This window comes from Paraburkholderia sp. BL27I4N3, from assembly GCF_003386115.1.
In the GTDB taxonomy this organism is placed as follows: Bacteria; Pseudomonadota; Gammaproteobacteria; order Burkholderiales; family Burkholderiaceae; genus Paraburkholderia.
In genome coordinates, this window is record NZ_QREJ01000001.1 from 3287395 (window position 1) to 3312671 (window position 25277).

The 25277-nt window shown below is 61.3% G+C and carries 18 protein-coding genes; 10 read left to right on the forward strand and 8 right to left on the reverse strand.

What is annotated here, in order from left to right; genetic code table 11:
- The first annotated feature begins 45 nt into the window (after positions 1-45).
- Positions 46-1602, forward strand: a complete 1557-nt coding sequence (locus tag B0G71_RS15000; RefSeq protein ID WP_258875605.1) for a DUF1254 domain-containing protein — start codon at positions 46-48, stop codon at positions 1600-1602.
- Positions 1603-2066: 464 nt separating this feature from the next.
- Here B0G71_RS15000 and B0G71_RS15010 read toward each other — a convergent pair whose 3' ends face one another.
- On the reverse strand, positions 2067-4325 hold the full coding sequence (locus B0G71_RS15010) for an SIR2 family protein (protein WP_116142567.1): 2259 nt from the start codon (positions 4323-4325) through the stop codon (positions 2067-2069).
- Here B0G71_RS15010 and B0G71_RS15015 point away from each other — a divergent pair.
- Positions 4294-5528, forward strand: a protein-coding gene (locus B0G71_RS15015; RefSeq protein WP_181916731.1) for an IS3 family transposase whose coding sequence is annotated in 2 segments (ribosomal slippage) — positions 4294-4648 and positions 4648-5528 — 1236 coding nt in all. Because the reading frame shifts where the segments join, the coding sequence is not laid out codon by codon here. The two genes, B0G71_RS15010 and B0G71_RS15015, sit on opposite strands and share 32 nt — an antisense overlap.
- 18 nt (positions 5529-5546) lie before the next feature.
- Here the strand turns inward: B0G71_RS15015 and B0G71_RS15020 are convergent.
- The gene (locus B0G71_RS15020; protein ID WP_116142568.1) at positions 5547-5882 is read right to left on the reverse strand and encodes a hypothetical protein; all 336 of its coding nucleotides are present in this window, start codon (positions 5880-5882) and stop codon (positions 5547-5549) included.
- Between the two features lie 828 nt (positions 5883-6710).
- On the opposite strand from B0G71_RS15020, the gene B0G71_RS15025 reads away from it, so the two are divergent.
- A complete protein-coding gene (locus B0G71_RS15025) occupies positions 6711-7178 on the forward strand; it encodes a hypothetical protein (protein ID WP_116142569.1) in 468 nt (155 codons plus the stop codon).
- 149 nt (positions 7179-7327) lie between these two features.
- On the opposite strand, the gene B0G71_RS15030 is transcribed toward B0G71_RS15025, so the two are convergent.
- The 3 genes from B0G71_RS15030 to hemC are packed head-to-tail and all read right to left on the reverse strand — an operon-like array spanning position 7328 to position 11567.
- Positions 7328-8518: a heme biosynthesis protein HemY gene (locus B0G71_RS15030; RefSeq protein ID WP_116142570.1), complete on the reverse strand. Its 1191-nt coding sequence runs from the start codon at positions 8516-8518 to the stop codon at positions 7328-7330.
- A 2-nt stretch (positions 8519-8520) separates the two neighbouring features.
- Positions 8521-10539 (reverse strand): fused uroporphyrinogen-III synthase HemD/membrane protein HemX, encoded by a 2019-nt coding sequence (hemDX, locus tag B0G71_RS15035; protein ID WP_116142571.1) that lies wholly within the window; start codon positions 10537-10539, stop codon positions 8521-8523.
- Positions 10539-11567 (reverse strand): hydroxymethylbilane synthase, encoded by a 1029-nt coding sequence (gene hemC / locus B0G71_RS15040; protein ID WP_116142572.1) that lies wholly within the window; start codon positions 11565-11567, stop codon positions 10539-10541. Before hemC ends, hemDX begins: the two co-directional genes overlap by 1 nt.
- 425 nt (positions 11568-11992) lie before the next feature.
- On the opposite strand from hemC, the gene ppc reads away from it, so the two are divergent.
- On the forward strand, positions 11993-15208 hold the full coding sequence (gene ppc, locus B0G71_RS15045) for a phosphoenolpyruvate carboxylase (RefSeq protein ID WP_116142573.1): 3216 nt from the start codon (positions 11993-11995) through the stop codon (positions 15206-15208).
- A gap of 72 nt (positions 15209-15280) precedes the next feature.
- Here ppc and B0G71_RS15050 read toward each other — a convergent pair whose 3' ends face one another.
- Entirely contained in the window at positions 15281-16033 is a 753-nt protein-coding gene (locus tag B0G71_RS15050) for a class I SAM-dependent methyltransferase (protein WP_116142574.1), read from the reverse strand.
- Between the two features lie 154 nt (positions 16034-16187).
- Between B0G71_RS15050 and B0G71_RS15055 the strand changes: the two genes are divergently transcribed.
- The 5 genes from B0G71_RS15055 (at position 16188) to B0G71_RS15075 (ending at position 21599) form a co-directional block, all read left to right on the forward strand.
- Positions 16188-17000, forward strand: coding sequence for a helix-turn-helix transcriptional regulator (locus tag B0G71_RS15055; RefSeq protein ID WP_116142575.1), 813 nt, complete (start codon positions 16188-16190; stop codon positions 16998-17000).
- A gap of 159 nt (positions 17001-17159) precedes the next feature.
- Positions 17160-18566, forward strand: coding sequence for an argininosuccinate lyase (gene argH, locus B0G71_RS15060; protein WP_116142576.1), 1407 nt, complete (start codon positions 17160-17162; stop codon positions 18564-18566).
- A gap of 461 nt (positions 18567-19027) precedes the next feature.
- The gene (locus tag B0G71_RS15065; RefSeq protein WP_258875764.1) at positions 19028-19480 is read left to right on the forward strand and encodes a TonB family protein; all 453 of its coding nucleotides are present in this window, start codon (positions 19028-19030) and stop codon (positions 19478-19480) included.
- Between the two features lie 507 nt (positions 19481-19987).
- Positions 19988-21295: an MFS transporter gene (locus tag B0G71_RS15070; protein ID WP_116142578.1), complete on the forward strand. Its 1308-nt coding sequence runs from the start codon at positions 19988-19990 to the stop codon at positions 21293-21295.
- 124 nt (positions 21296-21419) lie between these two features.
- Positions 21420-21599 (forward strand): hypothetical protein, encoded by a 180-nt coding sequence (locus B0G71_RS15075; protein WP_106279985.1) that lies wholly within the window; start codon positions 21420-21422, stop codon positions 21597-21599.
- Between the two features lie 53 nt (positions 21600-21652).
- Here B0G71_RS15075 and B0G71_RS41975 read toward each other — a convergent pair whose 3' ends face one another.
- Both B0G71_RS41975 and waaC read right to left on the reverse strand, forming a co-directional pair.
- Positions 21653-21787, reverse strand: a complete 135-nt coding sequence (locus tag B0G71_RS41975) for a hypothetical protein (RefSeq protein ID WP_012432108.1) — start codon at positions 21785-21787, stop codon at positions 21653-21655.
- Positions 21788-22495: 708 nt separating this feature from the next.
- Entirely contained in the window at positions 22496-23500 is a 1005-nt protein-coding gene (gene waaC / locus B0G71_RS15080; protein ID WP_116142579.1) for a lipopolysaccharide heptosyltransferase I, read from the reverse strand.
- A 210-nt stretch (positions 23501-23710) separates the two neighbouring features.
- On the opposite strand from waaC, the gene B0G71_RS15085 reads away from it, so the two are divergent.
- Positions 23711-25132: a chloride channel protein gene (locus B0G71_RS15085; RefSeq protein WP_116142580.1), complete on the forward strand. Its 1422-nt coding sequence runs from the start codon at positions 23711-23713 to the stop codon at positions 25130-25132.
- Positions 25133-25277 lie beyond the last annotated feature (145 nt).

Sequence of the window (25277 nt, forward strand, 5' to 3'; positions counted from 1 at the left end):
TAACGCTGAACAATCCACAATGCTGGACTTCGAGGAGGTGAATGGATGAGCCCGATGAAAACCCACCGTACGGCCGTTGCCTTCCGGGTAATGACGCCGATTTGGATGTCACTCCTGACGGCGTTCGCGCATAACGTTTCTGCGCAGACATCGTCGGCACAGACAATCGCCGCGAGCCGCAGCGCGCTGGCTAACGCGCCATTTTCCGGCGATTACCCCACTGCCGGTTCCGCTGATCTCCTCAGCGACGAGCTGTTTTTCCAGCGCGCGGTGCAGGTGTACCTGTGGTCTCTGCCTGCGGTCAACATATTTGCAATGAAGGAGGGATCTGAAAAAACTTACGGCGCCGGATACAACGTCCTGCCGGTGTGGAAGGAGCGGTTGAACGCGAAAACGAAGGTGACGACGCCCAATTCCGATTGCCTCTACGCAATGGGCTACGTCAACCTTGCGAAAGACGGCCCAATTGTTGTCGAAGTGCCGCCCAATAATCAGGGCATTCTCGACGATTTCTTCCAGCGTCCACTTACTGGTCCTACGATCAACGGGAAGGCTTACCTTGGAGATTTCGGTTTTGTTGGGCCGGACGGCGGCAAGGGCGGCAAATATCTGATCGTGCCGTGGAACTACAACGGACCGACGCCAAAGGGCTACTACATCTATCGGTCAAGGACCAACAATGTTCTTGTTTTCTTCCGCGCGTTCTTTAGCGATCCAAAAAACCTGGCCCCCGCAAACGCGCTGGTGGCGGGCACACGGATTTATCCGCTGGGCAAGAAGGATTCCGCAACCGCGATGAAGTTTCCCGATGGTTCGACGACTCCCGCGAACATGTTATTCCCGCACGACGGCACCTACTTTGACATGCTCGCGCGCTTCGTTAATGACGAGACGGTCGATCCCGCCGACATGGACTGGCGAGGAATGATGGCTGCCATTGGCATCGAGAAGGACAAGCCATTCCAGCCGACGGATCACCAGCGTGAGTTGCTCGACAAGGCGGCAAGGACGGCGTTCAGAATGAGCAAGGTCGAGATCTGGAATGGACTCGCCAGTCAGCCCGGCGGCAAATACTATCCGGACCGCCAATGGGAGAACGTCTTTGCAGGGCAGAATCCCTCCTTCCAGGCAAGCGGCACCTTTACGAATCTGGTCCAGCGCATTGCCTACTTCACGTCCGCCTATGCAGCGAGCCCGGGCATGGTTGTCGATATGGTCGAGAAAGGCGCGAAGTATCCTTCAACCTGGCGCGACGCCGACGGCAACTTCCTCGAAGGAGGAAGGACCTATCAACTGCACTTGCCACCAAATGTACCAGCAGCGAATTTCTGGTCGGTGACGGTCTACGACCCGATCACGGCGTCTGGGCTGGAGAACGGTCAGCCATTGCCATCGTTAAATTCCATGGACAAGCCGACCCCAAACTCCGACGGCTCTTACGACATCTATTTTGGTCCCAGCGCGCCGGCGGGCAAGCAAGGCAATTGGGTTCAGACAGTACCCAACAAGGGCTATTTCATTTTATTGCGTCTGTATAGCCCGAAGCAGGCGTTCTTCGATAAGACCTGGAAACCCGATGACATGAAGAGGGTCGACTGGTAGACGCATCGAGGGCGAGAAACATTTCGCGAGCGACTCCTGCTCTACGGCGCCTTACCGCAAATCCGTGGTAAGGCGCCAGTGACTTGCGAGCGGCCCTTGTGCCATCAGAAACAGTCAGTCGGAGGCATCTGGATTGGACGGCCGCTCGGGGTCGACTCCGGGCCGTCGCGCAAGCGCAGCTCAACACGGTGCAGGTCCGCTCGATCCGTCAGCTGCTTTTGCACGACACGATCAATGGGCGCATCGCAGTCGTACTATTTGACGATGCGATGTTGGCCATGAATGGCGGAGTTCCTCATCGAGCTGGGCAGTCCTCAGCGATGGTAGACGTACGGACCGAAGCGGAATATAACCGCCTAATCGGCCAGTAACGTTCGAATCCGGCCCGATGTGCTTGCTGCTCACGCGGGCCGGGCATCTATCGGCGCAGAAGTATATACATAAACAAAGTCCGCGCTTAACCCTCAAGCAGCAGTTTCGATTATTTTTGAGCCGTTGCTTATTATGTTCTCAAGCTTGGTCATGGCGTCGGACAATCTCCGCTCGGCACCATAGAAAGTTCCGTCGCGACCAATGAATGTACGCATTTCTTGGTTCAATTTCTGGCACGCCTTGATAAATTCTATTTGTTGACCGTGACTGTAATGTTCAAATTTCGCCGAAAATATCGGCGACAGATTTTCAACATACTTAAACTTTGTGACATCGTCGGGGACCAACCGCAAGAACTCCAGACCCTTTTTAAAGTATTTGAAACTTTGGCTTGCATCGGTTTCTTTGGCCGAAATTTTCATGTATAAACGGCTTTGTTGCATATCAATATGCATAGTGTGGTAATTCTTCTTCTTTTCTGCCCATTCATAAGCTTGGGACAGCATTCTCTGGCTTTTTTCATATTCGTCATGCGCGAGGAGCGCCATCCCAAATTGAAGCCAATAATGAGGATCTTGTTTGAGCCACGTAATACGCCTCTTAACTTCCTCATAATATCTAACGAGATTATTAATTCTTTGACGCTCAGGAAATAGGCGCTCGACGCCGGAAAATCTCAGCAGGGCCTTTAAAATATCGTTCTGCTGGCCGCTCGCCCCATGTTCATCCATTCGCTTGGCAATAGCTAATAGCTGATCAACTATATATGTCGAAATGAAATGATTGCGAATAAGCGAAAGACAGAATACGCTCGATCTTGCAAAGACTGAGCCCCGTTCGAACCTAACAAGACTTTTGAAATCCTCATTATTTCGCAATGCAGAATTATAAATTTCATCATTGCCAGCCACTTCGGAAATAATACTTGGCTTGAGAGGGAAATCCAGTGCTGAAAGCACGCTAATTGCAAAAATGGTATCCTTGTAAGTTTTTTTGGCGAATATAGGTTTAACGATTTCAGCAACTCGCGTGATCATCTGAGGTGCCTGCAAAATGCTCAGCAATGTCTGCTGCAATTGCCCACGATGTCTCGCTTTGATTATATCCGCTTTTCTGTCCCCACCTAGAGTTACAAGATCAGCCCATAATCCAACGTTATCAATTATTTCGACGAGCTCTTCCGTCTCGATATCATCAAGCTCATCGATGACAAACTCGTGAAAGTTTATCTTCAGATTGCCCAAAGTGTCCTGCATTCTCTCATGCTTAGCGGTGCGAGCCGCAACCAACAAGGTGATATTTACTGGAGATAAATCGGAAAAATGCTGGAGAAAATCGGCGTGCTGATCGTAACTATCAATTACCAAGAATGCGCGCTTACGCGATTTTGCAAGAATCTCGAGGTCCTCCCGATTATAGTCATCAGGATTGTCCACGATGTAGATAGCTTGGCCCTTCTGCGCCAGCAGGATCGTTAAGCAGCGCAGGAAAACGGACTTTCCATTGCCGAAGTCCGATATAACGGCGATATGAGATCCTTTTGTTGCCGCCTCTACTGCGATTTTCACATCCGTCCGACGAACGGCTAAGGGAGCGCCGTCCCCGACGAGAAGGCTCGTCTCCAGCAATGCATCGCTAACATCTCCAATCATCAAGAAGCGTTCAGCATCAGCATCCCTAGCTACCTGTATATTTTCAGATAGATCATACTTCATAAGACTGGTCAGCAAGTCTTCGCTTCGTTCAAGCAGGAATTTCGGCAAATAATTTGATATATTCTCCGCAAAACTCTCAGCACCAATTGGAAGGCAATTTCCAAAAGGAGCGAGTGTAAAGCGTTCACGCTCCGAAACACCTGGTGATGTTATGAAAAATGTCTTTTGGGCGAAATCTGGGTTTTCATAGAGAATTTTTTGGATTTCTATATCATACAAGGAGTAGCCGACAAATACTAAGGCGGTGCACATTTCCAGATCACGCTTGAACGGGAAGTGCCAAGCTGAATTAGTGAATGTTTCCGCCGAAAGATATGATGACGACGTCAGCTTGAAGCGGTCATTTAAATCTTCTACTTGCAAGTTGCGAACAGACCCGTTCAAATGAACGCAGGTAGCTCTTTTGGCCAGATAGTCCCCGGGAAAGTCGGTCAAATCAGCAGGCTCTATGCGCAATCCAGCGCTTTTCGCCGCCTCCTCTATGACTAAATCATAGTTCGTCGTGTAAATTCGCCGCCACGGCGCGGTTGAGATAACTGTTGGGCCGGCCCCCGCGAAAACCGGACACGAGGTAACGCTTAAACTTTGAGGTAGTCTTACGCCTATGTTTAAGCCCAGCTCTAACGTGGAACCCATTGAAGTTTTGACCCAGCCCGAACAGCGCCGCCGGCGCTCTGTCGAGGAGAAGCTCGCGATAGTGCGCGAGACCTTCGAGCCCGGCGCAACCGTTTCCGGAGTTGCCCGTCGTCATCAGGTGAATGCAAACCAGGTGTTCGCCTGGCGCAAGCTCTATCAGGACGGAAGTCTGTCAGCAGTCAGTGCCGGCGAGCAGGTGGTACCGGCATCCGACCTGGCCGAGGCGATGAAGCAGATTCGTGAACTCCAGCGACTGCTGGGCAAGAAGACGATGGAAGTGGAAATCCTCCGCGAAGCAGTGGAGTACGGCCGGGCAAAAAAATTGATTGCGCGCTCGCCATTGCTGCCGGGGGACGACCGATGAAGACGGTCTGTGAAGTCCTGGGTGTGTCGCGCTCTAATCTAGCGGTGAAATCAAAGCGCGAAGCTGAATGGGTCGACAAGCGCAAAACGCCCGCCCGTGACGACATGCCGCTCGTCGCGGAGCTTCAGGGGCTGGTTGCTGATTTGCCTACTTACGGCTATCGGCGTGCATGGGCCCTGCTGCGGCGAAACCGGGACGCGCAGGGACAGCCTCGCGTTAATGCAAAACGGGTTTATCGGGTTATGCATACCCACGGTCTGCTGCTCCAACGCCGGCCTCGCCATGCCCAGTCAACGCGCCGGCACGACGGCAAGGTCGCGGTGGACCGGAGCAATGCGCGCTGGTGCTCGGACGGCTTCGAATTCCGTTGTGATGACGGCTCGCCGTTGCGCGTCATCTTTGCACTGGACTGCTGCGACCGGGAGGCTATGAGCTGGGCTGCGACCACTGGAGGCTATACCGGTGACATGGTGCGTGATGTCATGCTTCAGGCTGTGGAAAACCGTTTCGATGGTGCGCTGAAGGCCGACAACGAAATCGAATGGCTCAGTGACAACGGTTCCTGCTACATTGCCGAGGAGACGCTGACGTTCTCGAAAAAAGTGGGCCTGAAACCCATCACGACGCCGGTCAGAAGTCCGCAGAGCAACGGGATGGCCGAGAGCTTCGTCAAAACTATGAAGAGAGACTACGTCTCGTGGATGCCCAAGCCGGACGCGAGAACGGCGTTGCAGAACCTGGCCATCGCGTTTGACCACTACAACGAGTCGCATCCGCACAGCGCCCTGAAATACTGCTCACCACGCGAGTTTCGCCAACGAGCAAATTCATCAACCTAAGCGTGACTGCATGTCCGGTCATGCAGGGGCAAGTCCAACTGTTTGATGTGGAAGTACCTCTCTCACCGAGAATGCATCCAAAAGCATCGTGACAAGTTCGTCACCCGAATTCATGCGGAGGTACTTTTCGGATGCGTAACGGAGATCGTCGTCCGAGTCAAAATCGCCAAGTTTTCCGATCTTCTGTGCCAAAGCCTGTGCGGTTGGAAGTTTCGTACCATCCAAGGCGATAGCGTTTCTCGCAAAACCTGATCCAACAAAAAGGATAGCTCTGCCGCCTGCAATGGTCTCCACGAGAGCGGGGATGTCTACTTCCATAGCTCTAAATTGCTGAGGATTGAGTTTTTCGGTCATTTTTATGCTTGCGGGATAGGTCGCGTGCTTTGACGCCTGCGACAGAAAAGTCAAGAAGTTACGAATTGCAACACAAAATGCACATATGGGCAAAATATGTTCAAGCAATCATCTCATCGGCCCGCAGTAGAGTGGTGTTCGCACGTGGTTGCACGTCTGCTTCCTAGAGCACATTCATAACAATCCCAGCACGTAGTCGTAGCGGCGTTGCCGGGCGTCAGCAGCGCGTCACCCTCCATTGCCGCAATCGCGCGCGAATGGTCAGCCAGCGACTCGCGTTCCGGGCCGCACAGCAGCAGCATCTCTTTCGTGAAGACGGTGAACGGGCACCGGAGTGCCTAATGTCGGTTTCCCGGGAATACGAGGGGCCGTTGAGGGCCGATTTCGGTCCCGCGCTTCCCACTCTTCCGGCTACTCACAAGCCCACCATCGTAAGGACCGCTAGCAGTCACAACTAGGAAATCGAATCGGAAATAGGCAAGGCACGGGCGGTCGCCCTCCCGCCCTACTCCCCCTTATCCCCTCAGCCCCCCCACCATTTACCCCCCAAAACCAAATCCGAGACAGCCCCACTCACTTATAATTATCAAGTCGTCGGGAAACACCCAGCGACCAGGAATGACAGCCTGATGTTACGTCCGCACCCCGCTCAGGCGGGAGTGCGTCTACCTCTGCACGTCTATATTCAATGGGCGGGCCTTGGTAGGGGAGCCGCGAGGCTCGCCGGCTTGACGTAACACCGGTCTGTCACCCTGCCACGTGCCCGCTCACCCTCCCCCAAAAGATGCGTGTCCGGGCGATCGAAAGAAGCAACAGGGAGATCGCACCATGACCAGGTCCGTCAAAAATCAACCAGCTTCGCGCCCGCCAGTCGACGCACTCCAGTACGAAAAGCTAGCCCTTTCCGCATTCGATTTATGCGACCGCCAAGTGAGTCAACTGGCCACCTTGATCACACTCGCATCCTCAATAGTTAGAAATCCTGCGATTACCCACGACGAAAGGAAGCGTCACCGAACACTGCTCGAATTGCTGGTAGACACGGCCGAGCAATACCAGCAGGAACTCGAAAGCGACCGCGAGTTGTTCCAGGTGATTGCACTCGACGCGAAGGGCATCCCGCGCAGCCGCATCACAGCGCAGCACGCGACGAACTTGCTAGCTGAAGCATCGCAAAGAGCAAAAGCGCCCAACGGAGAAGCAAACGCTTCGCCCCGCAAAAAACCATCCACGAAAAGCGCGATGATCAAGTTGTCCTCCAACACCGCGCAACAACCGTCCACTGCGCAGCACTAAGCGATCAAATCAAACACCACAGAACAGGCACGGCGTGAAGCATGAATAAAAAAATGGCCGCAGCATCCGCTGCGGCCATCAACTCATCAACCAGCAATCTCAAGCTCTCAAACCAGCGCACCAACAACAAACGCGCCGCTCAAAAAACCTCAAACAATATTCATCGCCAGCGCACTTTCACGATAATGCTGGCTCGCCTTGTCCGCATCGCCGAGTTGCTCGTGCAAACGCGCCAACGCACGATGCGAGCGAATCTTCAGCGTCTCGTTATCCGCGAGCTTCAGCGCGCGCTCAAGGAACGATTGCGCCTTGCCCCACAACTGCTGATGCAGACACAAGCGCCCCAGCGCGAACATCAAGTCCGCATCTTCCGGACGATCCTTCTGCCACGCTTCGGCCTTCTGAATCAGCGGCAACGCGTCACCGCCGGCCGTATCCGGATACCGACGCAACAAGCGCGCATCCCAGTTCTGCGCGAGCGCTTCCTCGACGATCTTGCGCGCTTCCTGCGGACGATTCAGCGCCACCAGCAACTCCGCGGCAAGATCCGCGAGACGCGGCGAATGACGCTCAGTAGCCGACAACGAATTCCACAACTCCAGCAGCGCATCGGCATTGTGACGCCGGTCACGCAGCAGGTTTTCCGCCGCGAGCTGGCGCAAACGCACCGCCACCGCCGGATGAATCGCCTCACGCTTTTCCAGCGTCTTGACGAGCTTGAGCACTTCGCCCCAGTTCTTCAGTTGCTGCTGCGCGCGCAACATGATCTGCTGCGCGTGAATGCGCCGCCCGCCTTGTGACTGCATTTGCGTCAGCGCGGTCAGCGCGCCGTCCGCGTCACGGCCGTCGGCGCGCATGTCGGCGGTGGCCATCAGGCGTGCATCCTGCCAGTCGGCCTCGTTGATCTGCGCGAGCCACTCGTCGCGCCGCGCATATTCATGCATGCGATGCGCCGCGGTGGCCGCGATCAACCCGGCCGCGCCCTTGTTGTCGCCATTCGCGAGCGCGTCTTTGGCGGCTTTCTCCGCACGCGAAAAACGCCCGGCGTACAGATTGCCGATCGCGTCACGCAACGCGGCATGCGCTTTCGCGACACGCGAGCGCGCGCGATAAGCGGCCACGCGCTGTGGCATGCGCCAGATATTGCGGAAGATGCGCAGCAGTGCATAGATCAGGATGAACAGCACCACCAGCCCGACCACGAACAGATTCAGCGATATATCGACGCGGTACGGCGGATAGATCAGCAGCACCTGGCCCATGTCGAAGCGCCCGACCACCGCCAGCACCACCGCGACGACGAACAGCAACGCCAGCCATAGAAGTCCCCGGATCGCCATGATTAACCTCGGCTCCGGTATTGATTGACGGCCTGCAGGCTCGTATTCAGATTCGGCAATTCGACCGCGGCCGAGCCCGCCTCCACCTGCTTGACGAGATCGGTCACGGTCTGCGTTTTCTTCGACGAGTTGTCGAAGTAACGCGTGAGCGCATTCTGCGCCGCCTGCAGGTCGGACTTCAGCGTGGTCTCGTTGCGCGACAGCAAGGCGAGACGCGCCGACAGCAAACGCAGCTTGAGATTCTCGCGCACGAAGTAGCCCTGATCGGGCGTGACCAGCATTGCGTCGGCGTTGTCGATGCGGCGCACCTGCACGAGGCTCGTCAACTGCTGGCCAATGCCGGTGCTCACTTCACGCCACCACACCTTCCAGCGCGGCTCGCCGGTGGCCGCGGCCACCTTGGCCGTGTCGGCCCATGTCGCGGCTCGCGGCGTGGCGTGGGCGATCGGCGCTTCACCCGAAAGCGGCAGGTTGTCGACCTGGTCGATCGCGTTGTCGAGCTTGATGGCCATGCCCGTGAGATCGGTGGAAGGCGCGGCCTTCAGCTTGTCGATGTCCTGCGCGATGGCCTTGCGCACGGCGACCGCTTGCGGACTGTCCGATGCAGCGAGACGCGTGTCGGCGCTTTGCAGCGCGAACAGCGCGAGCTGGGTGTTGCCGGTGAGCTGCAACTGCTGGCTGGCGGCGGAGAGCATCTGGCCGACTTCGGCGAGCGTCCAGTCGTCGCGATTGCGCGCGAGATCCGCGTATTGCTGTTGCAGCGCCTGCTGCGAGGTTTGCGCATCGGCGAGCTTGCCTTCGAGTTGCGCAACCTGCGACTCCGACTGATGCACCGTGGCGAGCGCCTGCTCGGTCTTGATGCGCAGTTCGTTGGTCTGCGTGTCGTTGGCTTGCTGGCGCTGCACGATCTGCTGCTCCGTGCGCTCGACCTTGCGATTGAGCGCATAGCCGCCCACGCCCGCGGCACAAGCCATGATCACGACGACAAACCACAGCAGCGGTCCGCTCGCGCTATGGCGCTTTTGCGCTTCGTAGGGCGTGAAGGGTTGATTCGGCGGCAACGCAGTGGTCGCGGCCGGCTGGGGTGAAGCGTTCGTGGATGCGTTCGTTTCAGTCATGCGTGATTTAGCCGGTGAATGAGCCGGATTGGACGATACCGGTTGGACGACGGGCGGGACGGCGGCAATCAAGGCGCGGGCAATGCGCTCATCTCCCGCGCCGGACACCGTCATGCTATCAAAACCCAATGCCCGCGCGGTCTGCGCAATACGGGGATGCGGCGTGACGAGCGCGGCGCGTTTGAGTTGCGCGATCTCGCCGGCGGTGAGGTGGTCTTGCGCCAGTTCGTGCAGATTGCGCACGCCTTCGGAGCTGGTGAGCAGCCACGCGTGCGGCTCGCCCGCGAGCAACTCGTGCACGCGCGCCCAGGCGGCGATCGACGGTTCCGGCACGAGGCGCCGGTATGCCGCGACCGTGTCGACTTCAGCGCCGGCTTCGCGCAGCCGTTCGGCGAGCCATTCGCGGCCGCCGTCGCCGCGCACGATCAGCACGCGTTTGCCTTCGAGACTGGTCGCGCCGAGCGCCGCATCGAGCGCGGCGAACAGGCCTTCGGAATCGAAGCGCGCGGTGTCTTCATCAGAACCGGACGACGGGCTGATCACCTTGTACGCCGGCGCCGCGACGCCATGGCGCGCCAGCGCCTGCACGCTGCCCGGTCCGACCACACCGATCGGCAGCGCATGCGGCCAGATCGCGTCGCTATGGGCAAACGCATGATCGACGGCATTCGGAGACACGAACACGACGAGCGCATAGCGTTCGAGCGAGGCCAAGGCGGCGCGCAAGGGCGCGTCGTCGGTGACAGGGGCGATGTCGATCAGCGGAAAGTCGAGCGTGGCGATGCCGGCGGCGGCCAGCAGCGCAATCAATTCGTTCGACTGACCGGCCGGTCGCGTAATTACGACCGTGAACACCGCCTTGTCGACGGATGAAGAAGTGTTGCCTGGGATATCGGCCGCCATCACTCGCCGGTCGCCGCGCTGTCCGCCGCGCCGTGCTCCGCCGTGCCCTGCTTCGCCGCGGCGGGACCGCTGGCGGTGCTGAGCGCGCGCACGATGTCCATTGCGCCCTGCTGTTCGAGCGCGTTCGCCACTTCCTGGCCGAGCGCGACCGCGCGTTCGACGCTGGGCGCCGGCGCCGACGCCTGCGCGCTCAGCACGCGTTGCCCGTCCGGCGTGGCGACGATGCCGCGCAGATGCAGCGCGCCGTCGCGCCACATGGCATACGCGGCGAGCGGCACTTCGCAACTGCCGCCGAGCGCGCGCGAGACCATGCGCTCCGCTTCGACGGCGGCTGCCGTGTGGTCGTGATGCAACGGTGCGAGCCACGCAGCAAGGTCGGCGCGATCGGCGCGAATCTCGATGCCGAGCGCGCCCTGGCCCGCTGCGGGCAGGCTGTCTTCAGGATCGAGCAGCGCGCGGATGCGCTCGCCCAGACCCAGACGCTTCAGGCCGGCTGCGGCCAGAATGATCGCCGCGTAATCGCCGCGATCGAGTTTCGATAGACGCGTGTCCAGATTGCCGCGCAGCGGCCGCACTTCAAGGTGCGGATAACGCATGCGCAGCATGGCTTCGCGGCGCAGGCTGGACGTGCCGACCACGGCGCCGGCCGGCAGCTCTGCGAGCGAGTCGTAATCGTTGGAGACCAGCGCGTCGCGCGGATCTTCGCGCTCCATGATGGTGGACAGCGCAAAGCCTGCGGGCAATTCCATCGGCACGTCTTTGAGCGAGTGCACGGCGAGGTCGGCGCGGCCGTCGGCGAGCGCGGCTTCCAGTTCCTTCACGAAGAGGCCCTTACCACCAACCTTCGACAAAGTGCGATCGAGAATTTGATCGCCACGTGTTGTCATTCCGAGGATTTTTACGTCACAAGATGGATATAATTTGTGCAGCGCACATCGCACATGCTCCGCTTGCCACATGGCCAGGCGGCTTTCTCGCGACGCAATCACAAGCGTGTGGGGTGGCGTGGAAAACGTCTCGGTGTTCATTAGCTTGCTGATCGAATGACGGGATGTAATAACAAACAATGTTAGCACGCGGCCTTGCGTCCCAAGACGCAGCCAGGCACCGTGCTGAAGCGGTATCGATAGAGGAGACGGGCTTCGCGCGGTGCGCGCCTGCCCCATCCCGGCATGTTCACGCACGGTCGTTCGCGCACCGGGCCGCCGCATGCGGGATGATGCGATGCGGCCTGACCTGGCTCAGGTGCCGCAGGTGCCTCGAACGAGTGTCGTGCGAACGCGCGGCACCGTTGTGGCGCACAGTCTCCTCTCAGGCGTATCGCCGTCGGCGCATACCGTTTCGCGCAGTTCCCTTTGCAGTTCACGTTGCAGTTCACGTTGCAGTTCATAGTGCAGTTCCGCAGTAGCAGTTCATCACTCAACAGACCCTGGCTTCCCTGAGGAAACCCATCGTGACGTCTTCCGGATCGGCGCGCCCTGCCCGCCGCAACACTGCATCGCCCAACACTCGCGCGGCCGACGCCGCCCAGCCCGCCGCTTCTGCCGCCGCCTCGGCCACCACCGCTGCTGAGTCCACATCGGCCAAACGCGCCGGCAAACCCGCTCAGGCTGCTCACGCCGCCAAAGCCGGCAAGGCCGCCAAGACCTCCGCGCCCGTCAAGACGGACAAGCCCGTGAAGGCAGTCAAAACGGATAAGACGACGCAAGCCGCGTCCGCCGCCAAGGCGCAAAAAACCGCCAAGGGCGGCTCCGTGAAGATCAAGGTGGTTGCCGAGGCGCCGCAAGCGCCCGCGCTGCAGGCCGTGCCGGAGGAATCGTCTTCGCCGGCTTCCGCTTCCGCGCCGAAGAGCAATGGCCGCACGCGCGAAGACAAAGACCATCCGCTGTTCCAGGACATCCGCTATCTCGGACGCCTGCTCGGCGACGTGCTGCGCGAACAGGAAGGCGACGCGGTGTTCGATGTCGTCGAAACGATCCGCCAGACCGCCGTGCGCTTTCGCCGCGAAGACGACAGCGCCGCCGCGCAAACGCTCGACAAGAAACTGCGCTCGCTGAGCCCCGAGCAAACGGTCAGCGTGGTGCGCGCGTTCAGCTACTTTTCGCATCTCGCGAACATTGCTGAAGACCGCCACCGCAATCGCCGTCACCGGATTCACGAACTGGCCGGTTCGACCTCGCAACCGGGCACGATTGCCCATGCGCTCGAACGGCTGGTCGAAGCCAATGCGGCCGCCACGCCGGTCCTGCAGCAGTTCTTCAACGACGCGTTGATCGTGCCGGTGCTCACCGCGCACCCGACCGAAGTGCAACGCAAGAGCATTCTCGACGCGCAGCACGACGTCGCGCGCCTGCTCGCCGAACGCGATCAGCAGTTGACCGACCGCGAGCGCGCGCACAACGAAGCGATGCTGCGCGCCCGCGTCACGTCGCTATGGCAAACGCGCATGTTGCGCGATTCGCGCCTCTCCGTGGCCGACGAAATCGAGAACGCGCTGTCGTATTACCGCGCCACTTTCCTCACTGAAATCCCGGCGCTCTACGCCGATATCGAAGAAGCGCTCGTCGAGCACGGCATCGACGCGCGCCTGCCGCCGTTCTTCCAGATGGGCAGCTGGATCGGCGGCGACCGTGACGGCAATCCGAACGTCACGGCCGAAACGCTCGAAAACGCCATCACCCGCCAGGCCGCGGTGATCTTCGAGCACTACATGGAGCAGGTGCACAAGCTCGGCGCGGAGTTGTCGGTGTCGAACCTGCTGGCCGGCGCCAGCGACGCCCTGAAGGAACTCGCCGCCGCCTCGCCCGACCAGTCGCCGCATCGTACCGACGAGCCGTATCGCCGGGCGTTGATCGGCATGTACACGCGGCTCGCCGCGAGCGCGCGCGTGCGCCTCGGCGAAGGCAGCGTGCCGGTGCGCAGCGCGGGCCGCGGCGCAGCGCCGATCCGCGCCACGCCGTATGGCGACTCGGCCGAATTCGTGCGCGACCTGCACGTGCTGATCGATTCGCTCGCCGAGCATCATGGCGCACCGCTCGCCGCACCGCGTCTGTCGCCGCTCGCACGCGCCGCCGAAGTGTTCGGCTTCCATCTGGCGAGCATCGACTTGCGCCAGAGCTCCGACATTCACGAAGCGGTGATCGCCGAACTGCTCAAGCGCGCCGGCGTCGAGGACGACTACGCGGCGCTCACGGAAGAAGACAAGCTCAAGGTGCTGCTCGCCGAACTGGCGCAGCCGCGTCCGTTGCGCCTGCCGTACGCGGACTACTCCGATCTCGTGAAGAGCGAGCTCGGCGTGCTCGAGGAAGCGCGCATCACGCGCGAGAAATTCGGCGCGCGCGCAGTGCGCAACTACATCATCTCGCACACGGAAACCGTGAGCGATCTGGTCGAAGTGATGTTGCTGCAAAAGGAAACCGGCCTGCTGCACGGCCGTCTGGGCGACGCGAACGATCCGGCGCAAGCGGGCCTGATGGTCATCCCGTTGTTCGAGACAATCCCCGACTTGCGCAACGCGCCGCACATCATGCGCGACCTGATCGCGCTGCCGGGCGTCGACGCGCTGATCGAACATCAGGGCAACGAGCAGGAAGTGATGCTCGGCTATTCGGACAGCAACAAGGACGGCGGCTTCCTCACGTCGAACTGGGAGTTGTACCGCGCCGAACTCGCGCTGGTGTCGCTCTTCAACGAACGCGGCGTGACGCTGCGCCTGTTCCACGGACGCGGAGGCACCGTGGGCCGTGGCGGTGGTCCGACCTATCAGGCGATTCTGTCGCAGCCGCCGGGCACCGTCGACGGTCAGATCCGTTTGACCGAGCAAGGCGAAGTGATCGCCAGCAAGTTCGGCAATCCGGAAATCGGCCGGCGCAATCTGGAAACGGTGGTCGCCGCCACGCTCGAAGCGTCGTTGCTGCCGCACGGCATTGCACCGGCGCAACTGCCCGCGTTCGAGGAAACGATGCAGCAGTTGTCCGACGCGGCGATGGCGTCCTACCGCGCGCTGGTCTACGAAACGCCCGGCTTCAAGGAGTATTTCTTCGAGTCCACGCCGATCGCGGAGATCGCCGAGTTGAACATTGGCAGCCGGCCCGCCTCGCGCAAACTGCAAGATCCGAAGCAACGCAAGATCGAAGATCTGCGCGCGATTCCGTGGGGTTTCTCATGGGGCCAATGCCGGTTGCTGCTGACCGGCTGGTACGGTTTCGGCAGCGCGGTGGCCGCGCATCTGGACAGCGCGCCGACCGACGCCGAACGCAAGACCCGTCTCGCGCTGCTGAAGAAAATGCACAAGACGTGGCCGTTCTTCGCCAACCTGTTGTCGAACATGGACATGGTGCTGGCAAAAACCGACCTCGCGGTCGCTTCGCGCTACGCCGCGCTCGTGTCCGACAAGAAGCTGCGCAAGCACGTGTTCGAGCGGATCGTCGCGGAGTGGGAGCGTACGTCGAAGGTGTTGTCGGAGATCACGGGCAAGAGCGAACGGCTCGCGGAGAACCCGCTGCTCGCGCGTTCGATCAAGAACCGGTTCCCGTATCTCGATCCGTTGAATCACTTGCAGGTGGAGTTGCTCAAGCGTCACCGCGCGGGCGACACCAACGCGCGCGTGCGGCGCGGGATTCATTTGAGCATCAACGGGATTGCAGCGGGCTTGCGCAATACGGGCTAAGCACGCAAGCGCTTGATTGCACGCCTTTGAGCACACAAGCCGGGCGCGACGTTGTTCGTCGCGCCCGGCTTTTTATTGTGCTTCGATCATCAACGCGTCGAGCTTGAAAGAGCCGTCTTCCTGCACGTCGAAATATTGACGGACTTCGTCCGGCGAATTCGCCCACATCGAACGAATCGCCACCACACGCGCTTCCGGCGTGCGCATGCGCGCCACCCACGAGCTGAACTCGATATCGATGCGCCAGCGCTCACGAATCGATGCCCTGAACCCGGCCGTGGCAAATAACACGATCCACTCGTCGGCGCGGTAATCGCGAATATGCGAGCCGTCGCGCAACAACTCGATCGCCTGAATATGCGTGTCGAGCAGCGGATGATCGCTGCCGGCGATATCGATGAACAGCACCTTGCCGCCCGGCTTCAACACGCGCCGTACTTCGGCGAGTGCGAGCGGCACGTCGTGCCAGTGATGCGCGCTCATCCGGCTGATCACCCAGTCGAACGAATGATCGGCGAACGGCAGCACTTCGGCCGCGCCCTGCTGCGTGCGGATATTGGCGAGACCGCGCTCCTTCGCGGCGCCTTCCACGGTCGCCAGCATTTGCGGCGCGATGTCGTAGGCGACCACGGCTCGCGCGTGCGGCGCGACCGCGAAACTCGCGTGGCCGGCGCCACAACCCATGTCGAGCACCGTCGCATCCGGCGTCGCCGCGATCGATTCGGCCAGCGTCCGCAGATCGGCGCCGGTGGCATGGGTCGGGCTCGTCAAATAGGCGGCGGCGGTCGAGCCAAAGGCGTCGGCGACCTGATCGTGATGCTTCATGGAAGGCTCCGGTTATGTATTTGGGGCAGCGCTGGAAGCGCGTTGTGCGATTCCAGCCGTTACAATAGGGCCCGCTGTGTACCGGTACAAGTTAAGCGATTATTCTGGTATCGCCATTACCTCCCTGCCTTCGTCGACCTATCGCCCGCTCAGCATGACCACGCCGTCTTCCGCCGACAACCCGCCGCCGCTCGACGCCACCCCGGCCCGCGCGCTCGGCGACTTCATCCGCGCTCACCGTGAGCGGCTCTCGCCGCAAGCGGTCGGCTTGCCGCCGGGTCCACGCCGCCGCACACCGGGATTGCGGCGCGAGGAAGTCGCGCAACTGTGCGGCGTGAGTCCGACCTGGTACACATGGATCGAACAGGGGCGCCCGGTCTCCGCGTCCGCCGACGCGCTCGCGCGCATCGCCGTCGCGTTGCAACTGTCGCGGGCCGAACGGGCGTATCTGTTCGAACTGGCCGCCCAGCGCGACCCGGCTGAGCCCGATCCGGCCGCCGCCGATGCGCCAGCCACCTTGCTGCAAACCGTGCAGCTTGTCAGTGCGCCGGCCTATGTGCTCGACCGCCAGTGGAATGCGCTCGCGTGGAACGAGCGCGCCACGGACCTGTTCGTCGGCTGGCTGGACGGCGCGCACGACCGCAATCTGCTGCGCTATACCTTCACGGAAGCGGCCGCGCGTGAGTTGATCGTCGATTGGGAAACGCGCGCGCGGCGGCTCGCCGCCGAATTCCGCGCCGATTCGATCCGCCATCTGAACGACGCGCCCACCCGTGCGCTGATCGACTCGCTCACCGCCGCGAGCGACGCGTTCGCGCGCTTCTGGGCCTCGCAGGATGTGGGCGGCCGCGAAGGCGGACGGCGCGAGTTCAACCATCCGCGCGACGGCCGCATCGTGTACGACCAGATCACGTTCAAACCCGCGCATCGCGAAGATCTGAAACTGGTGGTGCTGATGCGCGAGTAGGCGACGGGACACAGCCGCGGCGCACGGCGTCTTTAAGCCTCCCGGCCAGTGTTAAAATCCCTGTCTTTCCTCGCTTCGGCGTCACTTTTGCACGGCATGTGCATTCGCGTCGCCAGCCTCTTCACCGCTCGCTCAACTGCCGCTTAACTGCCCAACACCATGACGTCCCAACTGCACAAAAAAGGCGAAGCCTGGTCGGCTCGCTTCTCGGAGCCGATGTCGGAGCTTGTCAAACGCTACACGTCGTCGGTTTTCTTCGACAAGCGTCTGGCGTTCGTCGACATCGAAGGGTCGCTCGCGCACGCCTCGATGCTGGCCGCGCAGAAGATCATCGCCGCCGACGACCTCACCGCGATCCAAGGCGGCATGGCGCAGATCAAGGGCGAAATCGAGCGAGGCGAGTTCGATTGGCAACTCGATCTGGAAGACGTCCACCTGAACATCGAAGCGCGACTGACCGCGCTGATCGGCGACGCCGGCAAGCGCCTGCACACCGGCCGCTCGCGTAACGACCAGGTGGCGACGGATATCCGCTTGTGGCTGCGCGGCGAGATCGACCGGATCGGCGGTTTGCTGACGGAATTGCGCACGGCCCTGCTCGACATGGCGGAGAAGAACGCCTCGACCATCATGCCGGGCTTCACGCACTTGCAGGTAGCGCAGCCGGTCACGTTCGGCCATCACCTGCTCGCCTACGTCGAAATGTTTTCGCGCGACGCCGAACGCATGATCGACTGCCGCAAGCGTGTGAACCGCCTGCCGCTGGGCGCGGCCGCGCTCGCCGGCACTAGCTACCCGATCGATCGTCACGCGGTGGCGAAGACTTTGGGCTTCGACGGCATCTGCGCGAACTCGCTGGATGCGGTGTCCGACCGCGACTTCGCGATCGAATTCACGGCGGCCTCGGCGCTCGTCATGACGCACGTCTCGCGCTTCTCCGAAGAACTCGTGCTGTGGATGAGCCCGCGCGTCGGCTTCATCGATCTGGCGGATCGGTTTTGCACCGGCTCGTCGATCATGCCGCAGAAGAAGAACCCGGACGTGCCCGAACTCGCGCGCGGCAAGACCGGCCGCGTGAACGGCCATCTGATCGCGCTGCTCACGCTGATGAAAGGCCAGCCGCTCGCATACAACAAGGACAATCAGGAAGACAAGGAACCGCTGTTCGACACCGTCGATACGGTTGCGGATACGCTGCGCATCTTCGCTGAAATGGTCGCCGGTATTTCGGTGAAGCCGCAAGCCATGCGCGACGCCGCGCTGCAAGGCTTCTCCACGGCCACCGATCTGGCCGACTATCTGGTCAAGCGTGGCCTGCCGTTCCGCGACGCGCACGAAGCGGTGGCGCTGGCCGTGCGCGTCTGCGCGGATCGTGGCTGCGATCTGGCGGATCTGACGCTCGATGAAATGCGCAAGGAACTGCCGAACGTCGCACATCTGATCGGCGAAGACGTGTTCTCGTATCTGACGCTGGAAGGCTCGGTGGCGAGCCGCAATCATCCGGGCGGCACGGCGCCCGAGCAGGTGCTCGCGGCGGTGAAGGCGGCACGTGAAGCGTTGAAGTAAGCGGACGCGCGGCATGCGGTGAGCGCGCATCCTGCGCTCGTCTCCTGCCTGGCTCCTGCTTGGCTACTGCACGCAGCTTGCGGATAGAAAGGCGGACTCGTTATCGGGTTCGCCTTTTGTTTTTCGCGCCGCACGTGCCCAAGTGAACCTCACCGCAAAAGAAAAAGCCCGCGCGAAGCGGGCTAAATGAAAGACTTACACCGATGCCTCTCGAAAGAGGCCATCGAAGTGTAGGCGTGTTTTCGCCGCCAACCAATTCGCTCATATTTCCGCCTATTACAGTCGGTTGGGCCACATAGAGCGGGCGAACGCCAATTGCTTCCTGGCGGATTTTGACTACCATCAAATCAGGCTCTGTGTTTGTGGTTTCCCTCATCATGTTCACTCGCACGCGTCATCTTCGCCATTGCAACGGACGCTGCGTTTGCAGCGTCGGCGTACGGCCCGCGCATGTGCGCGGCATGTTCCTCGCTGTCGGCCTGGTCATCGGCATGGCTGGCTGCACCATCACACCACCGCCACGCGCCAGCGTGCCGACGCCCGCGGCCGCCATCAACAGCGCGACGCTCGACCAGTACCGTGAGGCCGTGGCGAGACGCATCATCGAACGCAATCCGTCTTACGTGCTGCGCGGCACGCCGCAAGCGATGCTGCGCTCGCTCGTGGTCGTGTCGTTCACGGTGGATGGCAATGGCCATGTGCTGGAGTCGGCGGTGTATCGCACCAACGGCGACGACGAAGCCGAGAGCACCGCGCTCGCCAGCTTGCGGCGCGCCGCGCCGCTGCCGCAACCGCCCGGCAAATTGCTGAACGGTCGAGGCCAGCTCGAGCTATTCGAAGACTGGCTGTTCAACGACAACGGCAAATTCCAGCTCCGCGAGCTCGCCTCGCCGCAAGCGCAGACCATCGATTGAACACGGTTCGTGTCGTGCCAGGCGCGCGGCAAAACCGGCGCTGCCTTGCTGCGGCGCGGCCGCGCTCGCTATAATTTTCCGATTCCCCGCGCCGGAGCCTTCCGGCATGGCTCACCCCGCCCGCTCATCCGCCGGCGCGGCATGAGCCCGATTGCAGCGCCGCCGCGCCATCCGCCAGCGCCGCCTGCTTGATGCATGGTGCGACCCGCCGTTGCCCGGATCGGAAAGCATCCCGGCTTCGCGCCGCACCGGCCGCCCCGCCTTACCTCGCCCGTCGCACGCCTCCCGCCTGGTTATTGCCCTGGTATGGCCGCTTTCGCGGGCGAACTTCGCCGGCTGCCGTTGTAAGCTGTTGCTTCGTTGTTCGCGTCGCCTGCGTCACACGAGCCGCCCGCCGGCCCGCGGACAAAGCGAGGCCCACGAATTTGAACAAAGATGTCGTCTCCACACGCACCACCGGCTCACGAACCGGGCGTCCGGCGGCATCACGATATAGGGAGACCCTGCATGTCCACGTCGCCGATTTCCGCGGCCCAGCCCAATGCGGCCGGGCAAAACAAGAGTTCGCGGATCATCTTCGCGAGCTTTATCGGCACCGCGATCGAGTTCTACGATTTCTACGTCTATGCGACCGCCGCGGCGCTCGTCATCGGACCGGTGTTTTTCCCGCACGGCTCGGCGACGGCGCAGGCCTTGTCGGCCTTCGTCACGTTCGGCATCGCCTTCGTGGCGCGGCCGATCGGCTCGTTCCTGTTCGGCCACTTCGGTGACCGGATCGGCCGTAAATCGACGCTGGTGGCGTCGCTACTGGTGATGGGCCTGTCCACCACGCTGATCGGTTTCGTCCCCGGCTACGACTCGATCGGCAGCCTCGCGCCGATCCTGTTGTGCATCTTGCGCTTCGGCCAGGGCATCGGCCTCGGCGGCGAATGGGGCGGCGCCGCGCTGCTCGCCACCGAGAATGCGCCGCCCGGCAAACGCGGCTGGTTCGGCATGTTCCCGCAACTCGGGCCGTCGATCGGCTTTCTTGCGTCCAACGGCCTGTTCTTCGCGCTGGCGCTCTCGTTGAGCGACGAGCAATTCCGCAGTTGGGGCTGGCGCGTGCCGTTCCTCGTGAGCGCGGTGCTGGTCGCGCTCGGTTTATACGTGCGCCTGAAAATCGCCGAGACGCCGGCGTTCCAGGCGGCGATCGAACGTCAGGAACGCGTGAAGGTGCCGATCGCCACGCTGCTGTCGCAACACTGGGTGCCGACCCTGCTCGGCGCGCTCGCGATGGTGGTCTGCTACACGCTCTTCTACAACGCCACCACGTTTTCGCTGTCGTACGGCGTCTCCGTGTTGCATATTCCGCGGCCGACGTTCCTCGGTCTGCTGTGTATCGCGGTGGTATTCATGGCACTCGCCACGCCGCTGTCGGCCTGGGCCGCCGATCGCTTTGGACGCAAGCCGGTGCTGATCGTCGGCATCATCGCGGCGATTCTGTCGGGCTTCACGATGGCGCCGTTGCTTGGCAGCGGACAGACGTCGCTGGTGCTGCTGTTTCTTGTGATCGAACTGTTTTTGATGGGCGTGACGTTCGCGCCGATGGGCGCGCTCCTGCCGGAGTTGTTTCCCACCAATGTGCGCTATACCGGCGCCGGTGTGTCGTACAACCTCGGTGGGATTCTCGGCGCGTCCGTCGCGCCGTATATCGCGCAGATGCTCGCCGCGCGCGGCGGGTTGCCATGGGTGGGCGCGTATGTGTCGATCGCCGCAGCCGTCAGCATGATCGGCGTGCTGTGCATGCGCGAAACACGCGACACACGGCTGATGTAACGCGAGCGGCGCCCTTCGCTAGCCGAGCATTTGCTGAGTAAATTCCCTGCCTTGCGCGTCTTTTTGACATGCCTATACTCGACTCAAATAACCCTTCAGGCAGCAGGGAGGCAGGGAGGCAGGGATGAACGTTCACCTTCACAACGCGGACGTCGTGATGATCATTGCACTGGCGTTGCTATGTTCGCTATTGCTTGCATTGCGCTTTCGTCCGGCGACATGGAAAGGCATCGTGGTGGAAGCGCTGGCTGCGAATGCCGCGGCCATCGCCGCGGTCATTGCGTTCGAAATGCTGTTGGCCTGACGCGGACGGGTGCCGCAGCGCCATCGCAGGCGCCGCGGCTTCGGTCAGTTGGATCACCGGTAGTAATAGCCGCCGTGATGATAGTAGCCACCGCCGCCGTAGTAGCCCGGCGCGGGCGCGACGATGCAACCACCAAGTGCCGTTGCGAGCAGCGTGCCTGCGATCAGGCTGAGGATCAAGCGTTTCATTGTTGTTCTCCATCGTGTCAGAGTCATTCGAGCCGAAACCCCGAATGACTCGATTGAACACGACGGCGCGCTGCGCGAGCGTTGCGATTTGTAAGGGAAAATCACCAAGGTGTTACATGATCGACGCGCGTAACTCACTGCGCGCGAGGCGCGATCACGTCGAATTCACATCGGAGGAAATCACCGCCTATACTGGTTTGAATGTGCCGGTTCGGCGCGTGCCTTGCTGGCGGCGCATACGCGGCGCAAGGTGAATCTGCCGGACAATGCACCCACGAATGCATCCAGCGCGCCGTCGCCTTTGGTCACGCGAATAATGCGTGAATGGCCAAGTCGGCGCTCAACGAAAAGCGACAGATTTAACAGGCCTGTAATGCGCGGCGCCTTTTGAATTCGCGGCTGCGGGGAAGTCGAGGTGCTGCACGAAACCGTGTGGACATTCGCACCCTATCCCGCAGATGAACCCGAGATGCACCCCGGCCGGTCGCCAGACGGCGGTCATCGCGTCGACACCAAGCGTGTACACGATGTCACCGCTCAATGCGTAGCCGAATGTATTGATTGCAGCGATTCCTCTCCGCCCGCTGTTCCCCGACACGGGCGTTTTCGGAGGCGTCACGAGGCGGCGCTCGGTTGTTTGAGCGGACTGCGCGTCACGCCTCTTTTCTTTTCGAGCAAACGATTGCGCAAGACGTCGGGACGCCGCGTTCAGACCGCTGCGGACCCGTGCTGTGCCGTCACGTCGTGCGCCTCGGTGTGAACGTAGTCGATCGCCTCGAGCGCGGCGCTGATGGGCGGCACCGACTGGCCGTCGCCGATGGAGACGGAGCGGTATGGCGACTCAATGCCGTAATGCGACGGCGGTGTCGCCACGAAGATCATCACGGTGCGCTTCTGCAGCGCGTGCGCAAGGTGGACGAAGCCCGTGTCGGTGCCGACCACGAGCGAGCACGCGTCGATCATCTGCGCGATTTCCGTCACGCTCATTTTCGGCAGGACGGTCGCGCCCGGCAGTTGCGATGCGATCTGCTCCGCTTCGAGCCGCTCGCCTTCTGAGCCCCACGGCAGCACCAGTTGAAAACCACGCTGCGCGAGTTCGCGGCCGATCGCCACCCAATGGCTCACCGGCCATTTTTTGTCGTCTTTCGAGGTGGCGTGAAAGAACGCCGCGACCGGCGCACCGTTCGTCTCGAACGGAAGCGTGGCCGGTTCCGGCAAGCGCAGATTGAAGACCGCCGGGCCTTCTATTTCGTAGCCCAGTGCCTCGCCCGCGCTGATGCGCATGCCATGCCACGCATTGCATTTCGGACGCGGGCCGAATCGGCCGGTATAAGCGAACGCCGCGCCCTGCTCGCCGAGATCCGGCGCCCGGTAGCCGATGCGTCGCGACGAGCGCGCCAGAAACGCAATAATCGCGCTCTTGTACACGCCCTGAATGTCGAGGATGAAATCGTAGCGATAGGCGCGCAACTCGGCGATGGACGCCCAGATCGATTTGAAATCGGCCCAGCGGCGCGCTTTCTTGAAGCGGCGCAATGGCGCGCACAACACGCGGTCTACATTCTCGCTCCAGTGCACGACTTCGGCGAATGCTTCGTCGGCGGCCCAATCCACCTGAACGCCGGGAAACGCGCGCTTGATATCGGCGACCACGGGCAAGGCTTGCACGATATCGCCGAGCGAAGTGACCTTGACGATAAGGACGCGCTTCATTGAGGACCTGTGAGTTGTTCGGACATCACAGTATTTTAGCCGACGAATCCGATAACCTTTGCCGAATCGGACATCGGCCTTTCGGTCATTACTACGGCGGGTTACGTTCAGCGGCTGACACGCAGCCCTTTTACACCATTTCAGAATACTTTCACACAGGTGATGGGCGCGGCGCGACTTATACTGCACCCTTTTGCGCCACACACGCTCATGTCCCGGCCCATCCCGATCCGCTCTTCCGCCATCGTTCGACGCGCGAGACGACTGTGGCGCCAATACGGCGTCTTCTGGCTCGGTGCGATTGCAGTCGGGTTGACCGCGGTACTGTACGCAAGACTGATCGACTGGGGCTACAACGAATTTCGCTCCGTGCAGCAACGGCATGTGTGGGCACCGCTGATCATCACTCCCGCGGTCGCGGCGCTCGCCGTCTGGCTCACGCGCAAGTTCTTCCGCGGCGCCGAAGGCAGCGGCATTCCGCAGGTCATCGCCGCCCTTCACTCCCGGACGAGCGAATACGGGTCACGGCTGCTCACCTTCCGGATTCTGTTTGGCAAGATCGTCGTGTCGTTTCTAGCGATTCTCGGCGGCCTCACGATCGGCCGCGAGGGACCGACCGTGCAGGTCGGCGCCGCCTTGATGTTCAATTTGCGGCGGCTGTATCCACGCTCGAATGCGCTGATCGAACGGCAACTCGTGCTGGCCGGCGCGGCGGCGGGCTTGTCCGCGGCGTTCAACACGCCGCTCGCCGGTATCGTGTTCGCGATCGAGGAATTGACGCGCAGCTTCGAGGCGCGCGCGAGCGGCGTGCTGATTACCGCGATTATCATCGCTGGCGTAATCGCGCTCGGCTTGAATGGCAACTACACCTATTTCGGCACCATCCAGATCGGCGCGCACTTTCCTAATGTGCTGGCACTCGCGGTGTTGCTTACGGCGATCGTCACGGGCCTTGCGGGCGGTTTGTTCGGCTGGCTCCTGCTGAATACCGCGCGCTGGATTCCGGCGCCGCTGCGGCAGTTGCACAGCGAGCGGCCGGTCGCGTTCGCCGCGGTGTGCGGTTTCGTGATCGCGGTGGTCGGCCTGATTTCGGGCGGCACGACCTTCGGCAGCGGCTACGCCGAAGCGCGCGGTTTGCTCGACGGCCACGCGCAGTTGTCGGTGTTTTATCCGTTCATGAAGATGATTTCGATGGTCGGCTCCTATTTGCCGGGCATTCCAGGCGGCATCTTCGCGCCGTCGCTGTCGATCGGCGCGGGCTTCGGCGATCTGCTGCACCGAGTGTTCGACTCGATGGACCTGCCGATGCTGATCGCGCTCGGCATGGTCGGCTACCTGGCCGCCGTCACGCAGTCGCCGATTACGTCGTTCGTGATTGTGATGGAGATGATCAACGGCCACGCTTTGGTGATTTCGCTGATGGCCACCGCGTTGATTTCGAGCCGCGTGTCGCGTCTCTTTGCGCCGCCTCTGTATGAGTCGCTGGCCGCGCGCTATATGACGCCGTTGCCGCAACCCGCGCCCGCACCGACGCCGGAAGTGCCCGAGGTCGAAGCGCCCGGCCGGCCGGTTGCGCAAGTCGACGGTGAGCCGCCCGTCGACGACGCCAACGGCGGCGCACCGCGTCGGTAGACGACGACGGCCGGGGCGCGCAGATACATCGGCCGCGCAGGCACGACGACGCAGCCGGCCAGCATGACCGCCAGCACGGCGATCAGAAGCAGATTCTTTTTCATCACAGGGTTTCCTGAAGCGCGCGCGGGCGAGCGCTACGCCG

Coding starts and splice junctions, on each gene's coding strand:
- B0G71_RS15000 (WP_258875605.1), top strand. CDS start 46: ATGAGCCCGATGAAAACCCACCGTACGGCCGTTGCCTTCCGGGTAATG.
- B0G71_RS15010 (WP_116142567.1), bottom strand. CDS start 4,325: ATGGGTTCCACGTTAGAGCTGGGCTTAAACATAGGCGTAAGACTACCT.
- B0G71_RS15020 (WP_116142568.1), bottom strand. CDS start 5,882: ATGACCGAAAAACTCAATCCTCAGCAATTTAGAGCTATGGAAGTAGAC.
- B0G71_RS15025 (WP_116142569.1), top strand. CDS start 6,711: ATGACCAGGTCCGTCAAAAATCAACCAGCTTCGCGCCCGCCAGTCGAC.
- B0G71_RS15030 (WP_116142570.1), bottom strand. CDS start 8,518: ATGGCGATCCGGGGACTTCTATGGCTGGCGTTGCTGTTCGTCGTCGCG.
- hemDX (WP_116142571.1), bottom strand. CDS start 10,539: ATGGCGGCCGATATCCCAGGCAACACTTCTTCATCCGTCGACAAGGCG.
- hemC (WP_116142572.1), bottom strand. CDS start 11,567: ATGAACACCGAGACGTTTTCCACGCCACCCCACACGCTTGTGATTGCG.
- B0G71_RS15050 (WP_116142574.1), bottom strand. CDS start 16,033: ATGAAGCATCACGATCAGGTCGCCGACGCCTTTGGCTCGACCGCCGCC.
- B0G71_RS15055 (WP_116142575.1), top strand. CDS start 16,188: ATGACCACGCCGTCTTCCGCCGACAACCCGCCGCCGCTCGACGCCACC.
- argH (WP_116142576.1), top strand. CDS start 17,160: ATGACGTCCCAACTGCACAAAAAAGGCGAAGCCTGGTCGGCTCGCTTC.
- B0G71_RS15065 (WP_258875764.1), top strand. CDS start 19,028: ATGTTCCTCGCTGTCGGCCTGGTCATCGGCATGGCTGGCTGCACCATC.
- B0G71_RS15070 (WP_116142578.1), top strand. CDS start 19,988: ATGTCCACGTCGCCGATTTCCGCGGCCCAGCCCAATGCGGCCGGGCAA.
- B0G71_RS15075 (WP_106279985.1), top strand. CDS start 21,420: ATGAACGTTCACCTTCACAACGCGGACGTCGTGATGATCATTGCACTG.
- B0G71_RS41975 (WP_012432108.1), bottom strand. CDS start 21,787: ATGAAACGCTTGATCCTCAGCCTGATCGCAGGCACGCTGCTCGCAACG.
- waaC (WP_116142579.1), bottom strand. CDS start 23,500: ATGAAGCGCGTCCTTATCGTCAAGGTCACTTCGCTCGGCGATATCGTG.
- B0G71_RS15085 (WP_116142580.1), top strand. CDS start 23,711: ATGTCCCGGCCCATCCCGATCCGCTCTTCCGCCATCGTTCGACGCGCG.